Raw genomic sequence first — 17,068 nt, 5'->3', positions numbered from 1 at the left:
CTGTTATTTTGAAAAAGTTTTTTCAGCATCCAGTTGAAGTTGATGGCCGTTGTTTTTCGCAACGAGGAATAATATATCACGGATGTTTTATGTATTGCAACCCCTTTTTTAAAAATACTTTTCAATTCCGCAAATAAACGTTCAATACGGCCTCTGACACGCGCGCATCATTCACCACTTCTCACTCAACAGCTCATTCTTCTTCGCTTCATATTCCTCATCTGTAATCAGATCATCCTTCTTTAATCGATGAAGCTGACGGATTTTATCTTCATAATTTCCTCCGGGCTGTTCAGTCTGACCGAGCTCCACGTCTGCTTCATAGGTAGAGGCTCCTTTAGCTGAAAAGACATTCACCGCGTGGAAGATCGTAATGCCTGCAGCGCCTGCTGTCCAGATCGCTCCAAAGGCTCCCGCTGTTGGCATGATGACAGTAACGCCGATCACTACAAACGCTATACCCATGACCATCGCAAGCAGCGATATACCTTTACTCGGCTTTACACGATAACGATTCATGTGATTCACTCCTTTTCGATTCCTTCTTATCTGTTTTACGTATGACACACAAAAAAGTTCCCTGTAAAAGGAAAACACTTCTCCTTTTATAGGGAACTTCATCGTTATACTCTGAAAATAAACACCAGTGCTGCAGTGCCCGGGATCCCGAGAATCCCTGCAATCCCGGTCGTCACCGGATTCATTGGAACGTAAAGACCGTATTCCTGTCCGAAACGGTTGACGATAAAGAGCAGCCCCAGCCCGACAATCCACTTTGTTCCCATCCGCCACATCCATTTTAAAAAAGGGACGATCCCTACCGTAAAGATCATCAATACGGTAATGAGCGTCCCTGCTCCCCACAGCCAGATCACGTGTATCCGCTCCCCCTTTATAGGATGGTCCGTATACACATTATATGAGCGTGAAGATTATTTTATGACAATTTTCCGGTGGCGGGCTTCTTTAAACAAATAGAAATAACGTGCTTCTGCCATTTTTTCTGCAGCAATCAGCTGAGGACTTTTCTCAAGGCTCATTTCAGCCAGTCCTTTTTGCTGCTGCCATTCATCTCTTGTGTCGTGCATGAGATCGACGAGCTTGTCATCGAACTCCTGCTTTAGTTTCCCTTTTTTACGAAACAGCATGTAAGAGCGCTCCTTTATACGTCCCTGCGCCCTTCAAGCGCTTTTGATAAGGTGACTTCATCGGCATATTCAAGGTCTCCTCCTACAGGCAGACCGTGGGCGATCCGGGTCACTTTAATGCCGGATGGACGAAGCAGACGGGAGATATACATCGCCGTTGCTTCCCCTTCAATATTCGGGTTAGTGGCGAGGATCACTTCCTGAACCTCGTCGTCCTGAAGACGTTTTAACAGATCCGGCACGTTAATGTCCTCGGGGCCGATCCCATCCATCGGAGAGATCGCACCGTGCAGAACGTGATAAAGACCGGAATATTCCTTCATCTTTTCCATGGCAATGACATCTTTCGGGTCCTGCACTACACAGATCAGACTGCGATCGCGCTTCTGGTCCTCACAGATGTAGCATGGATCCTGATCCGTGATATGACCGCACACAGAGCAAAAACCGAGATTCCGCTTAGCGTTGACCAGCGCCTTGGCGAAATCAAGCACCGTGTCTTCCTTCATTCCTAATACAAAAAACGCCAGTCGGGCCGCTGTTTTCGGCCCGATTCCTGGCAGTTTCATAAAGCTGTCGATCAGCTTCGATATTGGTTCCGGATAATGCATACGGCTCCTTAAAACATCCCTGGGAGGTTCATGCCTTTAGTGAACTGCCCCATCGTAGAGTTGGTCAACTCGTCCGCTGCCTTCATTGCTTCGTTTGTTGCAGCAAGTACAAGGTCCTGTAGCATTTCGATATCATCAGGATCCACAACATCTTCTTTGATTTCTACATCTACAACTTCCTTATGGCCAGTAACGGTTACTGTCACCATTCCGCCTCCAGCTGTACCAGTCAGGCGCTTTTCACCAAGCTCCTCCTGTGCCTTTGCCATTTGCTTTTGCATTTTCTGCATCTGCTTCATCATACCTTGCATATTTCCCATACCACGCATGTTTGATTACCTCCGAGTTTTTAGTCTTGAATATCAAGTAAATCTGGTCCGACAAGCTTTCGCGCTTCTTCAATCAGCGGATCTTCCTTTGCTTCCGCATCTTCTCCCTCAGGCATATCCTGATTCTGAATAAAGTCTTCGCGGATTTCGAGCCACTGATCTTCAGGCACGCCAATGACTGAATAATAAGAGCCGGTCAGCTCCTGTAAAATAGACGGCATCGTGTCGGTCAGCTTATTGTTTTCCATTGCCATCTTGCAATGAATCTCATATTTAAATTTTAACACAAAAGCGTCCTGAGATGCTGCTACAGGTTCCGCTTCGTTTAAAAGGGCAGTCAGAGACCTTAACTGCTGGCGGTTCATGCTCTCAAGCATATCTCCCCAGCGGCCTTTGATCTGACTGATATCATTTTTCGTTGCGTTGCGGAGCACCTCAACGATCCGGCCAGCCTGCGCTTTATACATCGTATTCGACCGGGCAGCTTTTTTCGGTGCCGCGGGCTGCTGGGCTTCTGCCGGTGCTGCCTGAACGCCGTTTTCCCTAAGCCTTTTCAGCTCGCCTTCAAGCTGCTGGACCCGGCTGATCAGCTGCTGAAGGTCCGGAATGTCCGCAGCGCTTGCTGTAGCCGTGCGCTCAACGTGACACAGCTTTACGACCGCTACTTCTAAATGGGTTCTCGCATGATTCGAGAGCTTCATTTCCTGCTGCGTTTTATTTAACCCTTCAATATACTGATACAGCTGTTCCGGCTGAATCTGCTCTGCCATTTCCTTAAAGGCTTCATCTGACAGCACCCGCTCCATTGAATCCTCAAGACCCGGCGCTGTTTTATATAATAGAAGATCACGGCTGTACATAATCAGATCCTCTGTCAGACGCACTGGATCCTTTCCATCCTCGAGCAGCCGGTGAATCAGATCAAGCGATCCTGCTACATCATGCTCGTTCAGCTTTTGCATCAGGGCTGTCAGCTGATCCTGCCCGATCGAACCTGTTACCGTCAGGGCATCTTCAACCGTCACTTTTTCACCGCTGAATGAAATCGCCTGATCAAACAGACTGAGTGCATCACGCATTCCGCCCTCTGCTGCACGGGCAATAATATGCATCGCTTTTTCGTCATACTCTACGCCGGATTCACTGGCAATATGCATCATGCGCCCGGTAATATCATGAGACGTAATCCGTTTGAAATCGAAGCGCTGACAGCGGGAAATGATCGTGAGTGGAATTTTATGCGGTTCAGTCGTGGCCAAAATAAAGATGACGTGCTTTGGCGGCTCCTCAAGCGTTTTTAACAGGGCATTGAACGCACCTGTTGTCAGCATGTGAACCTCATCGACAATATATACTTTATAACGCCCTTCATTTGGCGCGTATTTCACTTTATCGCGAATGTCGCGAATCTCATCCACACCATTGTTCGAAGCGGCATCAAGCTCAATCACATCCGGAATGGAGCCGTCTGTGATGCCCTTACAAATAGTGCATTCATTACATGGTTCCCCTACCGGAGCATGCTCACAGTTTACTGCCTTCGCTAAAATTTTGGCAGCACTTGTTTTCCCGGTACCACGCGGCCCGGAAAATAAATACGCATGGGAGATTTTCTCCTGTAAGAGGGCGTTTTGCAACGTCCGCGTGACATGCTGCTGTCCAACAACATCCGCAAATTCCTGCGGCCGCCAGACGCGGTATAACGCTTGATAAGCCATGAAGTACCCTCCTGTCGATCTCTTAATCGTCCTCTATCAAGTATAACGCAATTCAGGCAGTCAGGAAACGATGAAGCGAAAGATGAGTCCCGAAAAACGCCCTTCTTTTTCGCAGCAAAAAAGCCACCCGGCATAAACCGGATGGCTTGATGATATAAATTAAAATGCCGTGCACCTTCTGTCGACTGACAGCCCCAAGCGTTACTTCTGCAGTTAGCTCGGTCCAGGCAACCCCGCGGCACATGAGAGCTTCCACTTAATGCTGCTTCCTTCCGGACCTGACATGGTTCATGAATTCCCATTGCGCAGGACCCGGACGTCAACACCACTTACAGAAGGCAGACCAAAAAGCATGTGCAGCCTCGAGAAGGGATTCAGTTTCGCTAGAGCGGATTGCGAATACAGGGCACCGCTAATTCCCCACCTAGCACGGCAAAAATGAGACCAGTAATCATAAACGCCATTTGACGACGCAAAATTTAGTATACTATCTGTCCGCTGAAAAATCAATCAGGATCTTTTAACTGGCTCTTCTTCCTTTTTTTCTCTTCACGTAGTCCGCGAAAAAAATCAGTCAGCATCTGCCCGCACGCCTCACCAAGCACACCCGGCACCACCTCACAACGATGGTTAAACCGCTCATCCTCAAGCAGATTCATAAGGCTCCCCGCACAGCCCGCCTTCGGATCACGGGCCCCATACACGACCCGGTCCACACGCGACAGCAAAATGGCACCACTGCACATCGGACACGGCTCTAGTGTCACATAAAGCGTCGTCCCCTCAAGCCGCCAGCTGCCAACCGCCTCACACGCCTTCTCAATCGCTAAAAGCTCCGCATGCGTCACAGCATTCTGCGTCGTCTCCCGCAAATTATAAGCAGACGCAATCAACTCATCATCCTTTACAACCACAGCCCCGATCGGCACCTCGCGAATCGCCTCCGCCTTCCTCGCCTCATCAATCGCACGCTGCATCCAATATTCATCGCGCTCAGTCATCTCGTCCGTCCTTTGCTCATTTTTTTCTGATCTTATCATATAGATGAAAAAAGCGTCTATGGGGACGGAGCGCCCGTTCCTTTTTGAGAAAAAGAACGGGCGCTCCGTCCCCCAGAAAGGGGTTTTCTTACATGCAAATCCATATCGTTCAACCCGGAGAAACACTTTTCACCATCGGGGCACGCTATTCCATTACGCCTCAGCAGATCGCGACCGCCAACCAGTTGCCGAATCCGGACCGGCTCGTTGTCGGGCAGGCGCTGGTGATTCCGATTACGGGGAGTTATTATTTTGTGCAGCCCGGAGATTCGCTTTATCAGATTGCCAGACGGAACGGGCTGACGTATCAGGAGCTTGCCGCAATTAACGGTTTGTCTCCCGATCAACCGCTTGCTGTCGGCTGGCGTCTTTACCTGCCACCGGCACCGAAAGCATCAGCTGAATTTAACGCGTATGCTGAGCCGTTTGGCGCTGTGAGTGAAAATCTGCTGAACAGAACGCGGGAAGCTGCTCCGTATTTAACGTACCTTGCTCCTTTCAGTTTTCAGGCCAAGCGCGACGGCACGCTGAGTGAGCTGATCGTAGAGCCGTTTGTGCCGATTGCAGAGCAAAACCGCGTGACGCTCATGATGGTGATCACTAATTTAGAAGAAGGGGCGTTCAGTGACGAGCTCGGACGCATCCTGTTAAATGACCAGGCCGTGCAGGATCGGCTGCTTGATTCCATCACCGCAACTGCTAAACAATACGGGTTTCGCGATATTCACTTTGATTTTGAATATTTGCGGCCAGCTGATGAAGAGGCGTATACGGCCTTTTTAAGAAAAGCGAAGGATCGGTTCTCTAAGGAGGGCTGGCTCGTCTCAGCAGCCCTTGCTCCGAAAACGCGAGCGGATCAACCGGGTAAATGGTATGAGGCGCACAATTATAAAGCGATTGGGGAAATCGTGGATTTTGTTGTGATCATGACGTATGAATGGGGCTACAGCGGAGGTCCGGCACAAGCGGTGTCACCAATCGGACCGGTGCGCGATGTGCTTGAGTATGCCTTAACCGAAATGCCCGCCTCTAAAATCATGATGGGGCAGAATCTATACGGTTATGACTGGACGCTGCCATTTGTTCAAGGGTCACAGGCACGCGCGATCAGTCCGCAGGAAGCCATCGCGATTGCAGCGAGACAAGGTGTCCCGATTCAGTATGACGAAACCGCCCAGGCACCCTTCATTGAATACACGGCAGAAGGGAAAGATCATATTATCTGGTTCGAGGACGCCCGCTCCATTCAGGCCAAGTTTGATTTGTTAAAGGAGCTTCGCCTGCGCGGTATGAGCTATTGGAAGCTCGGGCTGTCATTCCCTCAAAACTGGCTACTCATTAGTGATCAGTTTAACGTCGTCAAATTACCATGAATATTTTTCTTAAAGACAAGCGCCGTATTTATCCGGTTCTTGTCTTTTTTCGTCGGAATGCGTCTACTTTTACCCTGTGTAATGTGGTACAATTACGGTTGGCATTTAATGAGCGACACGCTTATTTTTCAATCCATCTCTGCGTCTTACCAGCACAGAGCTTATCGAATCATTAAGGAGGAAACGAGAATGACGACCATTCCGTTTATTACCGTGGAGGGCCCGATCGGCGTGGGAAAAACCTCCCTTGCGAAAGCGATTTCCTCTCACTTTGATTTCCACTTATTAAAGGAAATCGTGGACGAGAATCCTTTTTTAAATAAATTCTACAGCGACATCGATGAATGGAGCTTCCAGACGGAAATGTTTTTCCTCTGCAACCGCTACAAGCAGCTGAGCGATATCCAGCGCCTCTATTTAGCTGAGCAAAAGCCGGTCGCAGCCGATTATCACATTTTCAAAAACCTGATTTTCGCCAAACGCACATTGCGTGAAGCTGAATACGAGAAATACCTTGAGATCTACCGTATTTTAACGGCAGATATGCCAAAGCCGAACGTGATCGTTTACCTGAACGCGAGCCTTGATACCCTGCTGAAGCGGGTTAAGATGCGCGGCCGTGATTTTGAAAAAGACATGACGCCGATGTATCTCGAGCAGCTCTCAGCCGACTACGAGGATTTTATCCGTCATTTCGAAAAAACACATCCGGAAATCCCGGTTGTGCGCATTAACGGGGACGATCTTGACTTCGTCCACCACGAACAGGACCTGCAAAAAGTCATTCAGCAGGTTGAAGAATCTTTACTTAAAAGGAGTACAATCTGATGAATGCACGTGAAAAATACGGCATCCCGAACGATGCTGTCATTACAATCGCCGGAACCGTCGGCGTCGGAAAATCAACGATGACCCAGACACTGGCCGACCACCTGAACTTCCGCACATCCTTTGAAAAAGTGGAAGCCAACCCGTACCTCGATAAATTCTATAAAGACTTCGAAAAATGGAGCTTCCACCTGCAGATCTATTTCCTTGCAGAACGCTTCAAGGAACAAAAGCGCATGTTCGAATACGGAGGCGGCTTCATCCAGGACCGCTCCATTTACGAAGACACCGGCATTTTCGCTAAAATGCATTACGAAAAAGGCACGATGTCACCAGTCGATTACGATACGTACACAAGCCTGTTTGACGCGATGGTCATGACACCTTACTTCCCGCATCCAAGTCTATTAATCTACCTGGAAGGCTCACTCGACGATATCGTCAGCCGCATCCAGTCACGCGGACGCCCAATGGAGCAGGAAACACCACTCGCATACTGGGAAGAAATGCACCAGCGCTACGAAAACTGGATCGACTCATTCAACGCATGCCCCGTGCTGCGCCTGAACATCAACGACTACGACCTAGTCAAAGACCCAACATCCATCGACCCGATCCTAGAAAAAATCGGCTCATTCATCCAGCAGACATCGCTGCTGAAAAAATAAAAACAAAAGCGGATGGCCTGTGCCATCCGCTTTTGTGTAGAGTTAGGGTCTGTCCATGGGTCTACGGTAGAGTTTGGGACAGACCCATACTCTACATTTGGAAAGGAGAGCAAAATGAATCCAATAAAATTTGAATTTCAAGCTAAAGAAAAAGATTACATCAAGTTAATAAAGTATTTACCAGTCAATAGACTATTGTATAGACTTCAGTTTATCCTTATCACGTTAGCAACACTTGTTTTTTTGTGTTATGCAGTATACATTATTGCAAGAGATTTTATAGAGGGAGACAATCCCTTCATTGTTTATTCAATCCTGATTCTTTTTACTTTTATTCTTTGGTTTATCAACTTATGGATCCCAAGAAAAATAATTAATTTTCGGATAAAGCAGAAAGCCTTGCAAATATTTAACCGATACAGCCACAACGGTGTTTCAGATGAGCTTGTTGAATATCATCAAGATCAAAATCTATTCCTCATCGGAAAAGCCAAAAAAGAAGTACCCGTTGATCAGTATTTTGATATCTATGAAACCAAAGATCATTACTTATTCTATCGCAACAAAGAAAAAATAGCCGAGCGTTTTCTGATTCCTAAAGACGTTAATCCTGACCATTTAAAGGTTTTGATCTCAAGGTTAAAAAGCCAAGGTGTGAAGGTAACAGATCGATCAAGGTAGAGTTAAGGGTCAGACCCTGAAACTACAAAGATATAAGGAGTTGAACACAATGGCACGAATCATCAGCTATATGTTTTCACTTGTATCTTTTGGTGTGGTACTCGTTTTTTGTTATCAATCAGGGATTTGGTTTAATTCCACAGAAAGTACTGTGCTAAACAGCATTTGCATCGCAGCGATGATTCTTTGCGTCATTCTGATTGCTTTAAATGCCAGAAAACGAAATAAAGATACTTCTATCTAAAAAAACAGAGGCTTGCGGCCTCTGTTTTTTTGCATAAGAAAAACCCACTGCAAAAGCAGCGGGCTCTCCAATATTTATGCGCGTTGATGTTAAATTTAAAATTATGGAGGAGGTAGAGGGATTCGAACCCCCGCGGGCTGTTACACCCCTGTCGGTTTTCAAGACCGATCCCTTCAGCCGGACTTGGGTATACCTCCGTGTTCGACAAGAATTATAATATCATGTATTGCATAACCCGTCAAACGTTTTTAAAAAGTTTTTTAGAAACTTTTCGATGCTTTCGTTCTGCGGTACTGCCACTGCTTCCACTGGAAACGGATGAAGCAACCGACACAAAAGCCCATGATCGCAACGGACGCTGCAACAACAACCATTATTGTAAAGGCATAGCCCGCAATTGTCCAGCCCATGAGGAAAGAAAAATAGCCACTACCGAGAAAAAATACCGCAATCAGCTGATTAAACCGCTGGTCATCGCGATCCTCGGGAATATATTCATTCATCGGCTTTTTCAAAAATACCTTTGCCCCGCGCATCACAGGGTTGAAATCGAATAGAATGCCGCCTAATCCGGCAATGAGAGGAATCAAAATAAGTGCATGGATGCCTGTCAGCCAGGCTGCAACAACGCTTAGCACGATCGTAAACTGGTTCACACGTACAAGAGGACGGGGAATAGATGGAGAAGCTGCCATTTATATCATACCTTTCTGATCGGAATATAAGTTTATAAAATATGATACGCCCTATGGTATGCAAACGTCAAGAGGAGAGTGTTCGTAAGGATACGGATGAAGTTTGTAAGGTTAATGGGTAAGTTCGTGAGGTTAGGCGGGACTTTTGTGAGCACGATGACTACTTTCGTGAGCTTAACCGCAACATTCGTCAGTTCAGTACCATTTGACCTACCCCTTTTCTGCGCGATCACGCCGAGTCTGTGAAAATCGGCAGTATTCCGCGTACTACCTCGGCTTCTAAAGCTATCTCACAAGCTTTCACACCCATTTTGTTAACTTCCCTCTCATTTTCCTAAGCACATCACTACATTGCCTCTTCCCCATACATCCACCCAAAAGTAAAAGCCGCCCGGAAACCGGACGGCTTTTTTAAAAACCTTATTTAGAAATAACCTTCTTACCACCCATATAAGGCTGTAGTACGTCTGGGACGATAACGCTGCCGTCTGCCTGCTGGTAATTTTCCAGGATCGCAGCAACGGTACGGCCGATCGCTAGACCGCTTCCGTTTAGCGTGTGCACGTGCTCCGGCTTGGCGTTTGGCTCGCGGCGGAAGCGGATGTTTGCGCGGCGTGCCTGGAAGTCCTCGAAGTTACTGCAAGAAGAGATCTCGCGGTACGTGCCGTAGCTTGGAATCCATACTTCGATGTCGTATTTCTTCGCTGCTGTGAAGCCAAGGTCCGCTGTACACATGCTCATGACGCGGTATGGCAGTTCAAGGAGCTGAAGTACTTTTTCAGCGTGTCCTGTCAGCATTTCAAGCGTTTCATAAGAATCCTCAGGCTTCGCAAAGCGTACAAGCTCAACTTTGTTAAACTGATGCTGACGGATCAATCCACGCGTGTCACGGCCGGCAGATCCTGCTTCAGAGCGGAAGTTAGCGCTGTAGGCCACATACGCTTTTGGCAGGTCATCCGCTTTTAAAATTTCATCGCGGTGGTAATTAGTCACCGGTACTTCTGATGTTGGCACAAGGAAGTAGTCCTCTTTTTCAATGCGGAACGCGTCCTCTTCAAACTTTGGCAGCTGGCCTGTGCCTGTCATGCTCGTACGGTTAACAAGGTATGGCGGCAGCATTTCCGTATAGCCGTGCTGGTCCTGATGGAGGTCCATCATAAAGTTGATCAAAGCACGCTCCAGGCGGGCACCGGCACCTTTGTAAAAGACAAAACGGCTTCCGGTTACTTTAGCTGCGCGCTCGAAGTCAAGCATTTCAAGGTCAGTCGCAACATCCCAGTGAGGCTTTGGTTCAAATTCGAAATCGCGGATCGTTCCCCAGTTACGAATCTCAATATTGTCGTCCTCTGTTTCACCCACCGGCACACTTTCATGCGGGACGTTCGGAATAGACAGCAATAGGCCCTGAAGCTTTTCTTCAACCTCGCGAAGGCGGTCATCCGCCTCTTTGATTTCATCGCCAAGCGCACGCATTTCTGCGATCACATCATCAGCATTTTTCTTTTCACGCTTCATCTGGGCGATCGCCTGAGACACCTCGTTACGGCGGCTCTTCTTCTCCTCACCTTTCGCAATCAGCTCACGGCGCTCCTCATCCAAAGCCTGAAACTGATCGAAATCCTTCAAGTCCTCACCGCGGTGAGCCATTTTCCCTTTAATTTCATCAAAATGATTTCTTAAACGCTTTAAATCCAACATAATGTATTCCTCCTCTTGTGTTTGAAAAGCCGGACTGTAGAGTTGGGGTCAGACCCTAACTCTACGCAAACAAAAAACTCCCGTCCCTTATTATAAAAATAAGGGACGGGAGTTTAGGCCCGCGATACCACCCTGATTGGGAGCACATGAAGTTACTCCCCGCTCAATGACGTAACGGTGTCGACCGTGGAGCCTTACTACGGTGTTTCGGGCTCCCGCTCCAGAATGGATTCGCGACCTCCTTTTACCGTCTCGCACCAGCCGACGGCTCTCTTGAAAAAGGGTGGATTGCTACTGTTTTCTGTCACAGCTTTTCGATTTATTCTTAAAAATTACCTTACTATACGGTTTGGAAAAGATCAACCTTTTTTCTTACGCAGTCACACCAGCTGATTTAACCATGCTGATGAAATACTCCGTCAGACGGTGATCGTCCGTTAATTCCGGATGGAACGAGCAGCCAAGGAATTGTCCGTGGCGCGCCAGTACGATCCGGTCTTTGTATGTGGCAAGCACTTCTGTTTCCGGGCCTGCTGATACGATGTGTGGCGCTCGGATAAAGACAGCTGTGAATGGATCTCCCTCAATTCCCTTGATAGATAAATCCGTTTCAAAGCTTTCCTTCTGACGGCCAAATGAATTTCGCTCAACGACGACATCCATCACACCTAAATGCGGCTCATCATATCCAACGATTTCACCTGCAAGCAAAATCAGGCCTGCACAAGTGCCAAAAATCGGCTTTCCGGAGGCTGCAAAATGCCGCAGTGGCTCCATTAGACCGTATACATCAATCAGGCGGCGCATCGTTGTGCTTTCCCCGCCTGGAATAATTAATCCGTCAATAGTTGAGAGCTGTTCTGCTTTCTTCACGACAACCGCTTTGGCACCGCCTGCTTCTATTGAACGGAAATGTTCCCTAACCGCTCCCTGTAATCCTAATACACCAACTGTTGTCATGATGATCAGCCCTTTCTTACCAACCGCGCTCCTGCATGCGGTCTTCTAATGATAGTGAAGAGATTTCCATCCCTTTCATTGCTGTACCAAGCTCTTTTGATACTTTCGCAATCAGTTCATAATCCTGGTAGTGAGTCGTTGCTTCCACGATCGCACGTGCAAACTTCTCAGGGTTATCTGATTTGAAGATACCTGATCCAACGAATACACCGTCAGCGCCAAGCTCCATCATTAATGCTGCATCTGCAGGTGTTGCGACACCGCCCGCTGCAAAGTTTACGACTGGAAGACGGCCAAGCTCTTTAATTTCTAAAAGAAGCTCAAATGGTGCACCAAGGATTTTCGCTTCTGTCATCAGCTCATCCTTAGACATGTTCACAACGCGGCGAACCTGTGCGTTTACCTTACGGATATGACGAACAGCCTCTACGATGTTACCTGTTCCAGGCTCACCCTTCGTACGAAGCATCGCTGTACCTTCCCCGATACGGCGTGCTGCTTCCCCAAGGTCGCGGCATCCGCATACGAATGGTACCGTGAAGTCACTTTTCAGCAGGTGAAACTCTTCATCTGCCGGCGTTAATACTTCACTCTCGTCGATATAGTCTACGCCCATTGATTCCAATACGCGTGCTTCTGTAATATGTCCAATACGGGCTTTTGCCATGACCGGAATACTTACCGCGCTCATAACCTCTTCTACGATGCGAAGGTCTGCCATACGCGCTACTCCGCCTTCTTTACGAATATCAGAAGGAACACGCTCTAATGCCATAACCGCTACCGCACCAGCTGCCTCTGCTAACTTTGCCTGCTCAGCGTTGACTACATCCATAATCACGCCGCCTTTTTGCATCTCTGCCATTCCACGTTTAACACGATCCGTACCTGTATTCATTACAAAAAGCCTCCTTCATCCTGTGTAAAACCCTTTTATTGAAAAGGATAGAAAATTTTGATTAAACCAGTCGGAATTAGTTGATTCCACCTTTTATCTTCACTAAAAAAGCGCTCCCTGTCAAGACAAGAAGCGCTTTATACACTGATTTTATTTAGCTGAACCAGCCTGATACAGTTGATGTAATCGTGCCCCACAGATTTCCGAAGAAACCGCCGACCGCACGCATGCTGAGTACGAACCAGTTCGCTTTTTCAACGGATTCCGTTGTTACAAGCTCCGCTTCAAGCGCAGAAGCCATGCTTTCATCCAGATAACCATATTCACCTGCTGCACCAGCCATGCTGATCGTACCAACCACTGCTCCTTCTTCAATCGGAGCCGTTAATTCGCCGTTTTCATTTAAAAGAGACTCATCAAGCGTCAATTCAGGTGTGAATTCAGCAGGGTCCTGTCCATTTTGTAAAAGGACATTAACAGGTTCAGTCGTCTGAACGCCTACAGAATCCTCTTTCCCTTTATCAACCGCCAGTGTTTCCTGACCTTCTACCTCATAGTTTGCAGGCAGAATTTCCTGCATGCTGAAATTGTTAAATCCGAAATCAAACAGTTCCGCTGTCGCACCAAATCGCGCGTCGTATGAACCCACGCCATTTTCATCCGTTGCGTTCATCACAACAGAGATCAGACGCATACCATTACGTTCAGCTGTTCCTGTAAATGTGTAGCCGGCAAAATCCGTTGTACCGGTTTTAATGCCATCTACCCCTTCATATTCAAACACAAGACCTGGAAGCATGAAGTTCCAGTTTGGCATATCAGTTTGATCATCTGTCCCTTCACGGAATACATCTCTCGGAACGCTTGATGTTTCAAGCACCTCCGGGAAATCCGTTAACAGACGGTGAGCAAGCTTCGCTGTTGCACGTGCTGACATGACATTTTCCTCATCAGCGCCTGTATTTTCAGGATGGTACCCAAGCATGTCGGCATTGTTCAAACCGGAAGAATTCACAAAGCGGTAATCCTGTAATCCCATCTCTTCAGCCTTCGCGTTCATCTGATCGACAAAAGCCTGCTCTGAACCGGCAACCGTCTCCGCAATCGCAATCGTTGCTGCATTCGCTGAGTAAATCACCATCGCTTCATAAAGCTCCTGAATCGAATACTGTTCGCCTAATCGCAGTGGAACGTTACTGAGTGAACGGTCCTGAGAAATTTCGAACGTTTTATCCGTTACCGTATATTGATCGTCCCAAGACACTTCACCTGCAGCGACTGCTTCAAGAAGAAGATATTCTGTCATCATCTTCGTCATACTTGCAATCCCTAAAAGCGTATCTTCATTTTCGGCATATAAGACTTTTCCTGTTTCTGCTTCAAGCAGAATCGCTGCATCGACATTCCAATTTTGAATCTGAGCTTCTGCGTCCTGCATGAATGCACCGCTTCCTAAAAAGAGCACAAGCGCCATCATACCCGCAGCTGTGTTGCGTAACATTTTTTTCACGTTTTTAACCCTCCAGCAAAATATGTACACTTCTGTCATTCTATCATAGTGTCCTTGTAAAAAATAGAGAGAGAATAGCACTGTTACGTGACAAAAAAGCAGGACTCCCGTAAGAAAGAGAGTCCTGCTACCTTCGATTCATCTATTATAATGAGTAGTTTGGAGATTCTTTTGTAATCTGTACATCATGCGGGTGGCTTTCACGAAGCCCGGCACCCGTCATGCGGATAAACTGTGCTTCCTCACGCAGATCCAACAAATTCTTTGATCCGCAATAACCCATTCCGCTGCGGATTCCGCCAACCAGCTGATAAATCGTATCAGCAAGAGGTCCTTTATAAGGCGTACGGCCTTCAATGCCTTCAGGAACAAGCTTTTTCGCATCCTCCTGGAAATAACGATCCTTCGAGCCTTTTTCCATCGCGCCGAGTGAACCCATTCCGCGGTACACTTTAAAGCGGCGGCCCTGGAAGATTTCCGTTTCACCAGGACTTTCAGATGTACCGGCAAGAAGACTTCCAAGCATTACAGCATGTCCGCCTGCAGCAAGTGCCTTCACGATATCACCTGAATACTTAATCCCGCCGTCGGCAATAATAGACTTACCGTGCTTACGTGCTTCCGTTGCACAGTCATATACGGCAGTAATCTGAGGAACACCGACACCAGCTACAACACGTGTCGTACAAATGGAACCAGGTCCAATTCCGACTTTAATCACATCAGCGCCTGCTTCAATCAGTGCTTTTGTTCCTTCACCCGTTGCTACATTTCCTGCGATAATCACAACGTCTTTAAATGCTTCACGAATCGACGCAATGGTATCAAGTACACCTTGTGAATGTCCGTGTGCCGTATCGATGACAAGCGCATCAACACCTGCTTTTACCAGCTTTTCAACACGCTTCACGGCATCAGCTGTCACACCAACAGAAGCAGCGACTAAAAGACGGCCTTTTGCATCCTTGGCAGAGTTCGGGAATTCGATCACTTTTTCAATATCCTTGATCGTGATTAATCCCTTTAGTGTACCTTCATCATCCACTAAAGGAAGCTTCTCGATCTTATACTGCTGAAGAATTTTTTCCGCTTCATCAAGCGTTGTGCCGACAGCTGCCGTTACCAGATTATCTTTTGTCATCACTTCATCAATTTTAATCGAGTAATCCTGGATAAAACGAAGATCGCGGTTTGTGATAATCCCGACAAGCTTCTGCTCATCCATATCATTGACAATTGGGACACCGGAAATACGGTATTTGCCCATCAAGTGCTCTGCATCAAACACCTGATGATCCGGCGTAAGGAAAAATGGATCCGTAATGACACCACTTTCGGAGCGCTTAACACGTTCAACCTGCTCAGCCTGCTGCTCAATACTCATATTCTTATGGATGACACCAAGGCCACCGGCACGCGCCATTGCAATCGCCATCGCCGCTTCCGTTACCGTATCCATACCAGCACTGATAATTGGGACATTCAACTTAATCGTATCCGTCAATTCCACTGATAAATCAACATCACGCGGTAACACTTCTGATTTAGCCGGAACAAGCAACACATCATCAAACGTTAAGCCTTCTTTAGCAAACTTCGTTTCCCACATTGTCAAATTTCCTCCCAGTCTGAAAAATATTATTGTAAGGTTATCAGCCGGGATACCCTGTGTCAAGACAGATGAAATAAGTTCGATTATTATGAATTGTTCGGAGGTTTATGGTATGACGTCATACTTTAATTGGAACCACTATCTTCCTTACCATGCCAGAGTTGACTCATTCATCTTATTACAGCAGGTATACACGCAAACAAATCCAGAGACTGCCCACATCCTCGCTTCAGAAAAACACGAACTATTCTGCTCTCACCTCGAACACGCAGAAGCCTTTTACATCCAAAGCAACACGTCACCACTCACCATCCAGCCCATCCTGCAATTCTACGGCTTTACCCATCTGCTGAAAGCAGCCATCACGATAAAAGACCCTTTTTACCCTGAAAAATCCAACCAGCTTGCCCACGGTGTCACCTCCCGTAAACGCAAGAAAAGAGATTTCTCATTCTTAGAAGACACCGTCAAAATACAAAAAAACGGCCTCTACACCGTTTTTACAACAAGACTCCTTAACCGCAATCCGTTGCCTGTCACCATCACAATGGAGGAACTATTCCAATCACTCGAAACAAACCGGCAGGACCCTGATCCAATCCAGGCCCACTTTCTGCTACTCTATAATCTCAGCATGATCGCCAGGTACGAAACCGAATGGTGGAACCAGTGCATCACCTACAAAAAAACAGCTGACTACGCTGTCATAAGGAGCTTTCTCGCCTATTCAGCGGTTTTTTTGCCGGAGGAAATGTTGAAGTATTTAACAACGGAATGATGTGGAGTGCACTTGATGCACTTGGGTAACTGAAGAAGGTAGTCGACTTTCTTTCAAGCCAGCTTGAGATTCTATCTGCTTTCTACTTTATTCAACACACTTTTGCTCCTATTCAGTATACTTTCCCGTTTATTCTACAAACTTTATTCTCTATTCTATATACCTCAAGGAACATCCCGGCCACGACCGGGCGCTCTTCATGCACTTTCAAACCCGGTTTCCACCTAAAAAAACGCACAAAAAAACCTGCCGTCTCTCCTGAGCGACAGGTTTTATC

Annotated in this window: 19 protein-coding genes, 1 tRNA gene, 1 other RNA gene and 1 other annotated feature; of the genes, 6 read left to right on the top strand and 15 right to left on the bottom strand. The window is 47.1% G+C overall.

The genetic code is table 11. From position 1 onward, the window contains the following. Positions 1 to 171 precede the first annotated feature (171 nt). The 8 genes from E2491_RS11070 to tadA all read right to left on the bottom strand — a co-directional run bounded on the left by E2491_RS11070 (position 172) and on the right by tadA (position 4,807). Positions 172 to 519 (bottom strand): SHOCT domain-containing protein, encoded by a 348-nt coding sequence (locus E2491_RS11070; RefSeq protein ID WP_166805856.1) that lies wholly within the window; start codon positions 517 to 519, stop codon positions 172 to 174. 104 nt (positions 520 to 623) lie between these two features. Next, positions 624 to 875, bottom strand: a complete 252-nt coding sequence (locus E2491_RS11065) for a pro-sigmaK processing inhibitor BofA family protein (protein WP_244093943.1) — start codon at positions 873 to 875, stop codon at positions 624 to 626. Between the two features lie 57 nt (positions 876 to 932). Beyond that, complete coding sequence (locus E2491_RS11060) at positions 933 to 1,148, bottom strand: YaaL family protein (RefSeq protein WP_134375709.1); 216 nt, start codon at positions 1,146 to 1,148, stop codon at positions 933 to 935. A gap of 14 nt (positions 1,149 to 1,162) precedes the next feature. Then, positions 1,163 to 1,759: a recombination mediator RecR gene (gene recR / locus E2491_RS11055; protein WP_134375708.1), complete on the bottom strand. Its 597-nt coding sequence runs from the start codon at positions 1,757 to 1,759 to the stop codon at positions 1,163 to 1,165. An 8-nt stretch (positions 1,760 to 1,767) separates the two neighbouring features. Continuing rightward, a complete protein-coding gene (locus tag E2491_RS11050) occupies positions 1,768 to 2,088 on the bottom strand; it encodes a YbaB/EbfC family nucleoid-associated protein (RefSeq protein WP_134375707.1) in 321 nt (106 codons plus the stop codon). A 20-nt stretch (positions 2,089 to 2,108) separates the two neighbouring features. Continuing rightward, positions 2,109 to 3,806, bottom strand: coding sequence for a DNA polymerase III subunit gamma/tau (gene dnaX, locus E2491_RS11045; protein WP_134375706.1), 1,698 nt, complete (start codon positions 3,804 to 3,806; stop codon positions 2,109 to 2,111). Positions 3,807 to 3,973: 167 nt separating this feature from the next. Further along, an RNA gene (gene ffs / locus E2491_RS11040) (signal recognition particle sRNA large type) lies at positions 3,974 to 4,239 on the bottom strand. Between the two features lie 73 nt (positions 4,240 to 4,312). Further along, positions 4,313 to 4,807, bottom strand: coding sequence for a tRNA adenosine(34) deaminase TadA (gene tadA, locus E2491_RS11035; protein ID WP_134375705.1), 495 nt, complete (start codon positions 4,805 to 4,807; stop codon positions 4,313 to 4,315). A gap of 131 nt (positions 4,808 to 4,938) precedes the next feature. Between tadA and E2491_RS11030 the strand changes: the two genes are divergently transcribed. The 5 genes from E2491_RS11030 to E2491_RS11010 all read left to right on the top strand — a co-directional run bounded on the left by E2491_RS11030 (position 4,939) and on the right by E2491_RS11010 (position 8,640). Beyond that, complete coding sequence (locus E2491_RS11030) at positions 4,939 to 6,219, top strand: glycoside hydrolase family 18 protein (protein ID WP_134375704.1); 1,281 nt, start codon at positions 4,939 to 4,941, stop codon at positions 6,217 to 6,219. Between the two features lie 189 nt (positions 6,220 to 6,408). Beyond that, the gene (locus tag E2491_RS11025) at positions 6,409 to 7,047 is read left to right on the top strand and encodes a deoxynucleoside kinase (RefSeq protein ID WP_134375703.1); all 639 of its coding nucleotides are present in this window, start codon (positions 6,409 to 6,411) and stop codon (positions 7,045 to 7,047) included. Beyond that, a complete protein-coding gene (locus tag E2491_RS11020) occupies positions 7,047 to 7,715 on the top strand; it encodes a deoxynucleoside kinase (RefSeq protein WP_134375702.1) in 669 nt (222 codons plus the stop codon). The genes E2491_RS11025 and E2491_RS11020 overlap by 1 nt, the downstream gene beginning before the upstream one ends. A gap of 114 nt (positions 7,716 to 7,829) precedes the next feature. Further along, positions 7,830 to 8,396 carry a hypothetical protein gene (locus tag E2491_RS11015; RefSeq protein WP_134375701.1) on the top strand — a complete coding sequence of 189 codons (567 nt, stop codon included), beginning with the start codon at positions 7,830 to 7,832 and terminating at the stop codon, positions 8,394 to 8,396. A 49-nt stretch (positions 8,397 to 8,445) separates the two neighbouring features. Next, positions 8,446 to 8,640, top strand: coding sequence for a hypothetical protein (locus E2491_RS11010; protein ID WP_134375700.1), 195 nt, complete (start codon positions 8,446 to 8,448; stop codon positions 8,638 to 8,640). Between the two features lie 104 nt (positions 8,641 to 8,744). On the opposite strand, the gene E2491_RS11005 is transcribed toward E2491_RS11010, so the two are convergent. The 7 genes from E2491_RS11005 to guaB form a co-directional block, all read right to left on the bottom strand. Continuing rightward, positions 8,745 to 8,837: transfer RNA gene (locus E2491_RS11005), tRNA-Ser, on the bottom strand. Between the two features lie 63 nt (positions 8,838 to 8,900). Further along, positions 8,901 to 9,335, bottom strand: a complete 435-nt coding sequence (locus E2491_RS11000; protein WP_134375699.1) for a DUF4395 domain-containing protein — start codon at positions 9,333 to 9,335, stop codon at positions 8,901 to 8,903. A gap of 420 nt (positions 9,336 to 9,755) precedes the next feature. After that, the gene (gene serS, locus E2491_RS10995; protein WP_134375698.1) at positions 9,756 to 11,033 is read right to left on the bottom strand and encodes a serine--tRNA ligase; all 1,278 of its coding nucleotides are present in this window, start codon (positions 11,031 to 11,033) and stop codon (positions 9,756 to 9,758) included. A gap of 98 nt (positions 11,034 to 11,131) precedes the next feature. Further along, positions 11,132 to 11,350: a binding site (T-box leader), on the bottom strand. Positions 11,351 to 11,405: 55 nt separating this feature from the next. After that, positions 11,406 to 11,993, bottom strand: coding sequence for a pyridoxal 5'-phosphate synthase glutaminase subunit PdxT (gene pdxT, locus E2491_RS10990; RefSeq protein ID WP_134375697.1), 588 nt, complete (start codon positions 11,991 to 11,993; stop codon positions 11,406 to 11,408). Between the two features lie 16 nt (positions 11,994 to 12,009). After that, a complete protein-coding gene (gene pdxS, locus E2491_RS10985) occupies positions 12,010 to 12,891 on the bottom strand; it encodes a pyridoxal 5'-phosphate synthase lyase subunit PdxS (RefSeq protein WP_134375696.1) in 882 nt (293 codons plus the stop codon). Between the two features lie 154 nt (positions 12,892 to 13,045). After that, positions 13,046 to 14,401: a D-alanyl-D-alanine carboxypeptidase family protein gene (locus E2491_RS10980; protein WP_371414474.1), complete on the bottom strand. Its 1,356-nt coding sequence runs from the start codon at positions 14,399 to 14,401 to the stop codon at positions 13,046 to 13,048. Between the two features lie 145 nt (positions 14,402 to 14,546). Next, positions 14,547 to 16,010, bottom strand: a complete 1,464-nt coding sequence (gene guaB, locus E2491_RS10975) for an IMP dehydrogenase (protein WP_134375695.1) — start codon at positions 16,008 to 16,010, stop codon at positions 14,547 to 14,549. Between the two features lie 115 nt (positions 16,011 to 16,125). On the opposite strand from guaB, the gene E2491_RS10970 reads away from it, so the two are divergent. After that, positions 16,126 to 16,791: a YaaC family protein gene (locus tag E2491_RS10970; protein WP_166805855.1), complete on the top strand. Its 666-nt coding sequence runs from the start codon at positions 16,126 to 16,128 to the stop codon at positions 16,789 to 16,791. Positions 16,792 to 17,068: the final 277 nt, after the last annotated feature.

It is taken from the genome of Jeotgalibacillus sp. R-1-5s-1 (assembly GCF_004405105.1).
Lineage (GTDB): Bacteria > Bacillota > Bacilli > Bacillales > Jeotgalibacillaceae > Jeotgalibacillus.
The sequence above is the reverse complement of the archived record's forward strand: the minus strand, read 5'-3'. Positions and strand labels throughout refer to the sequence as shown.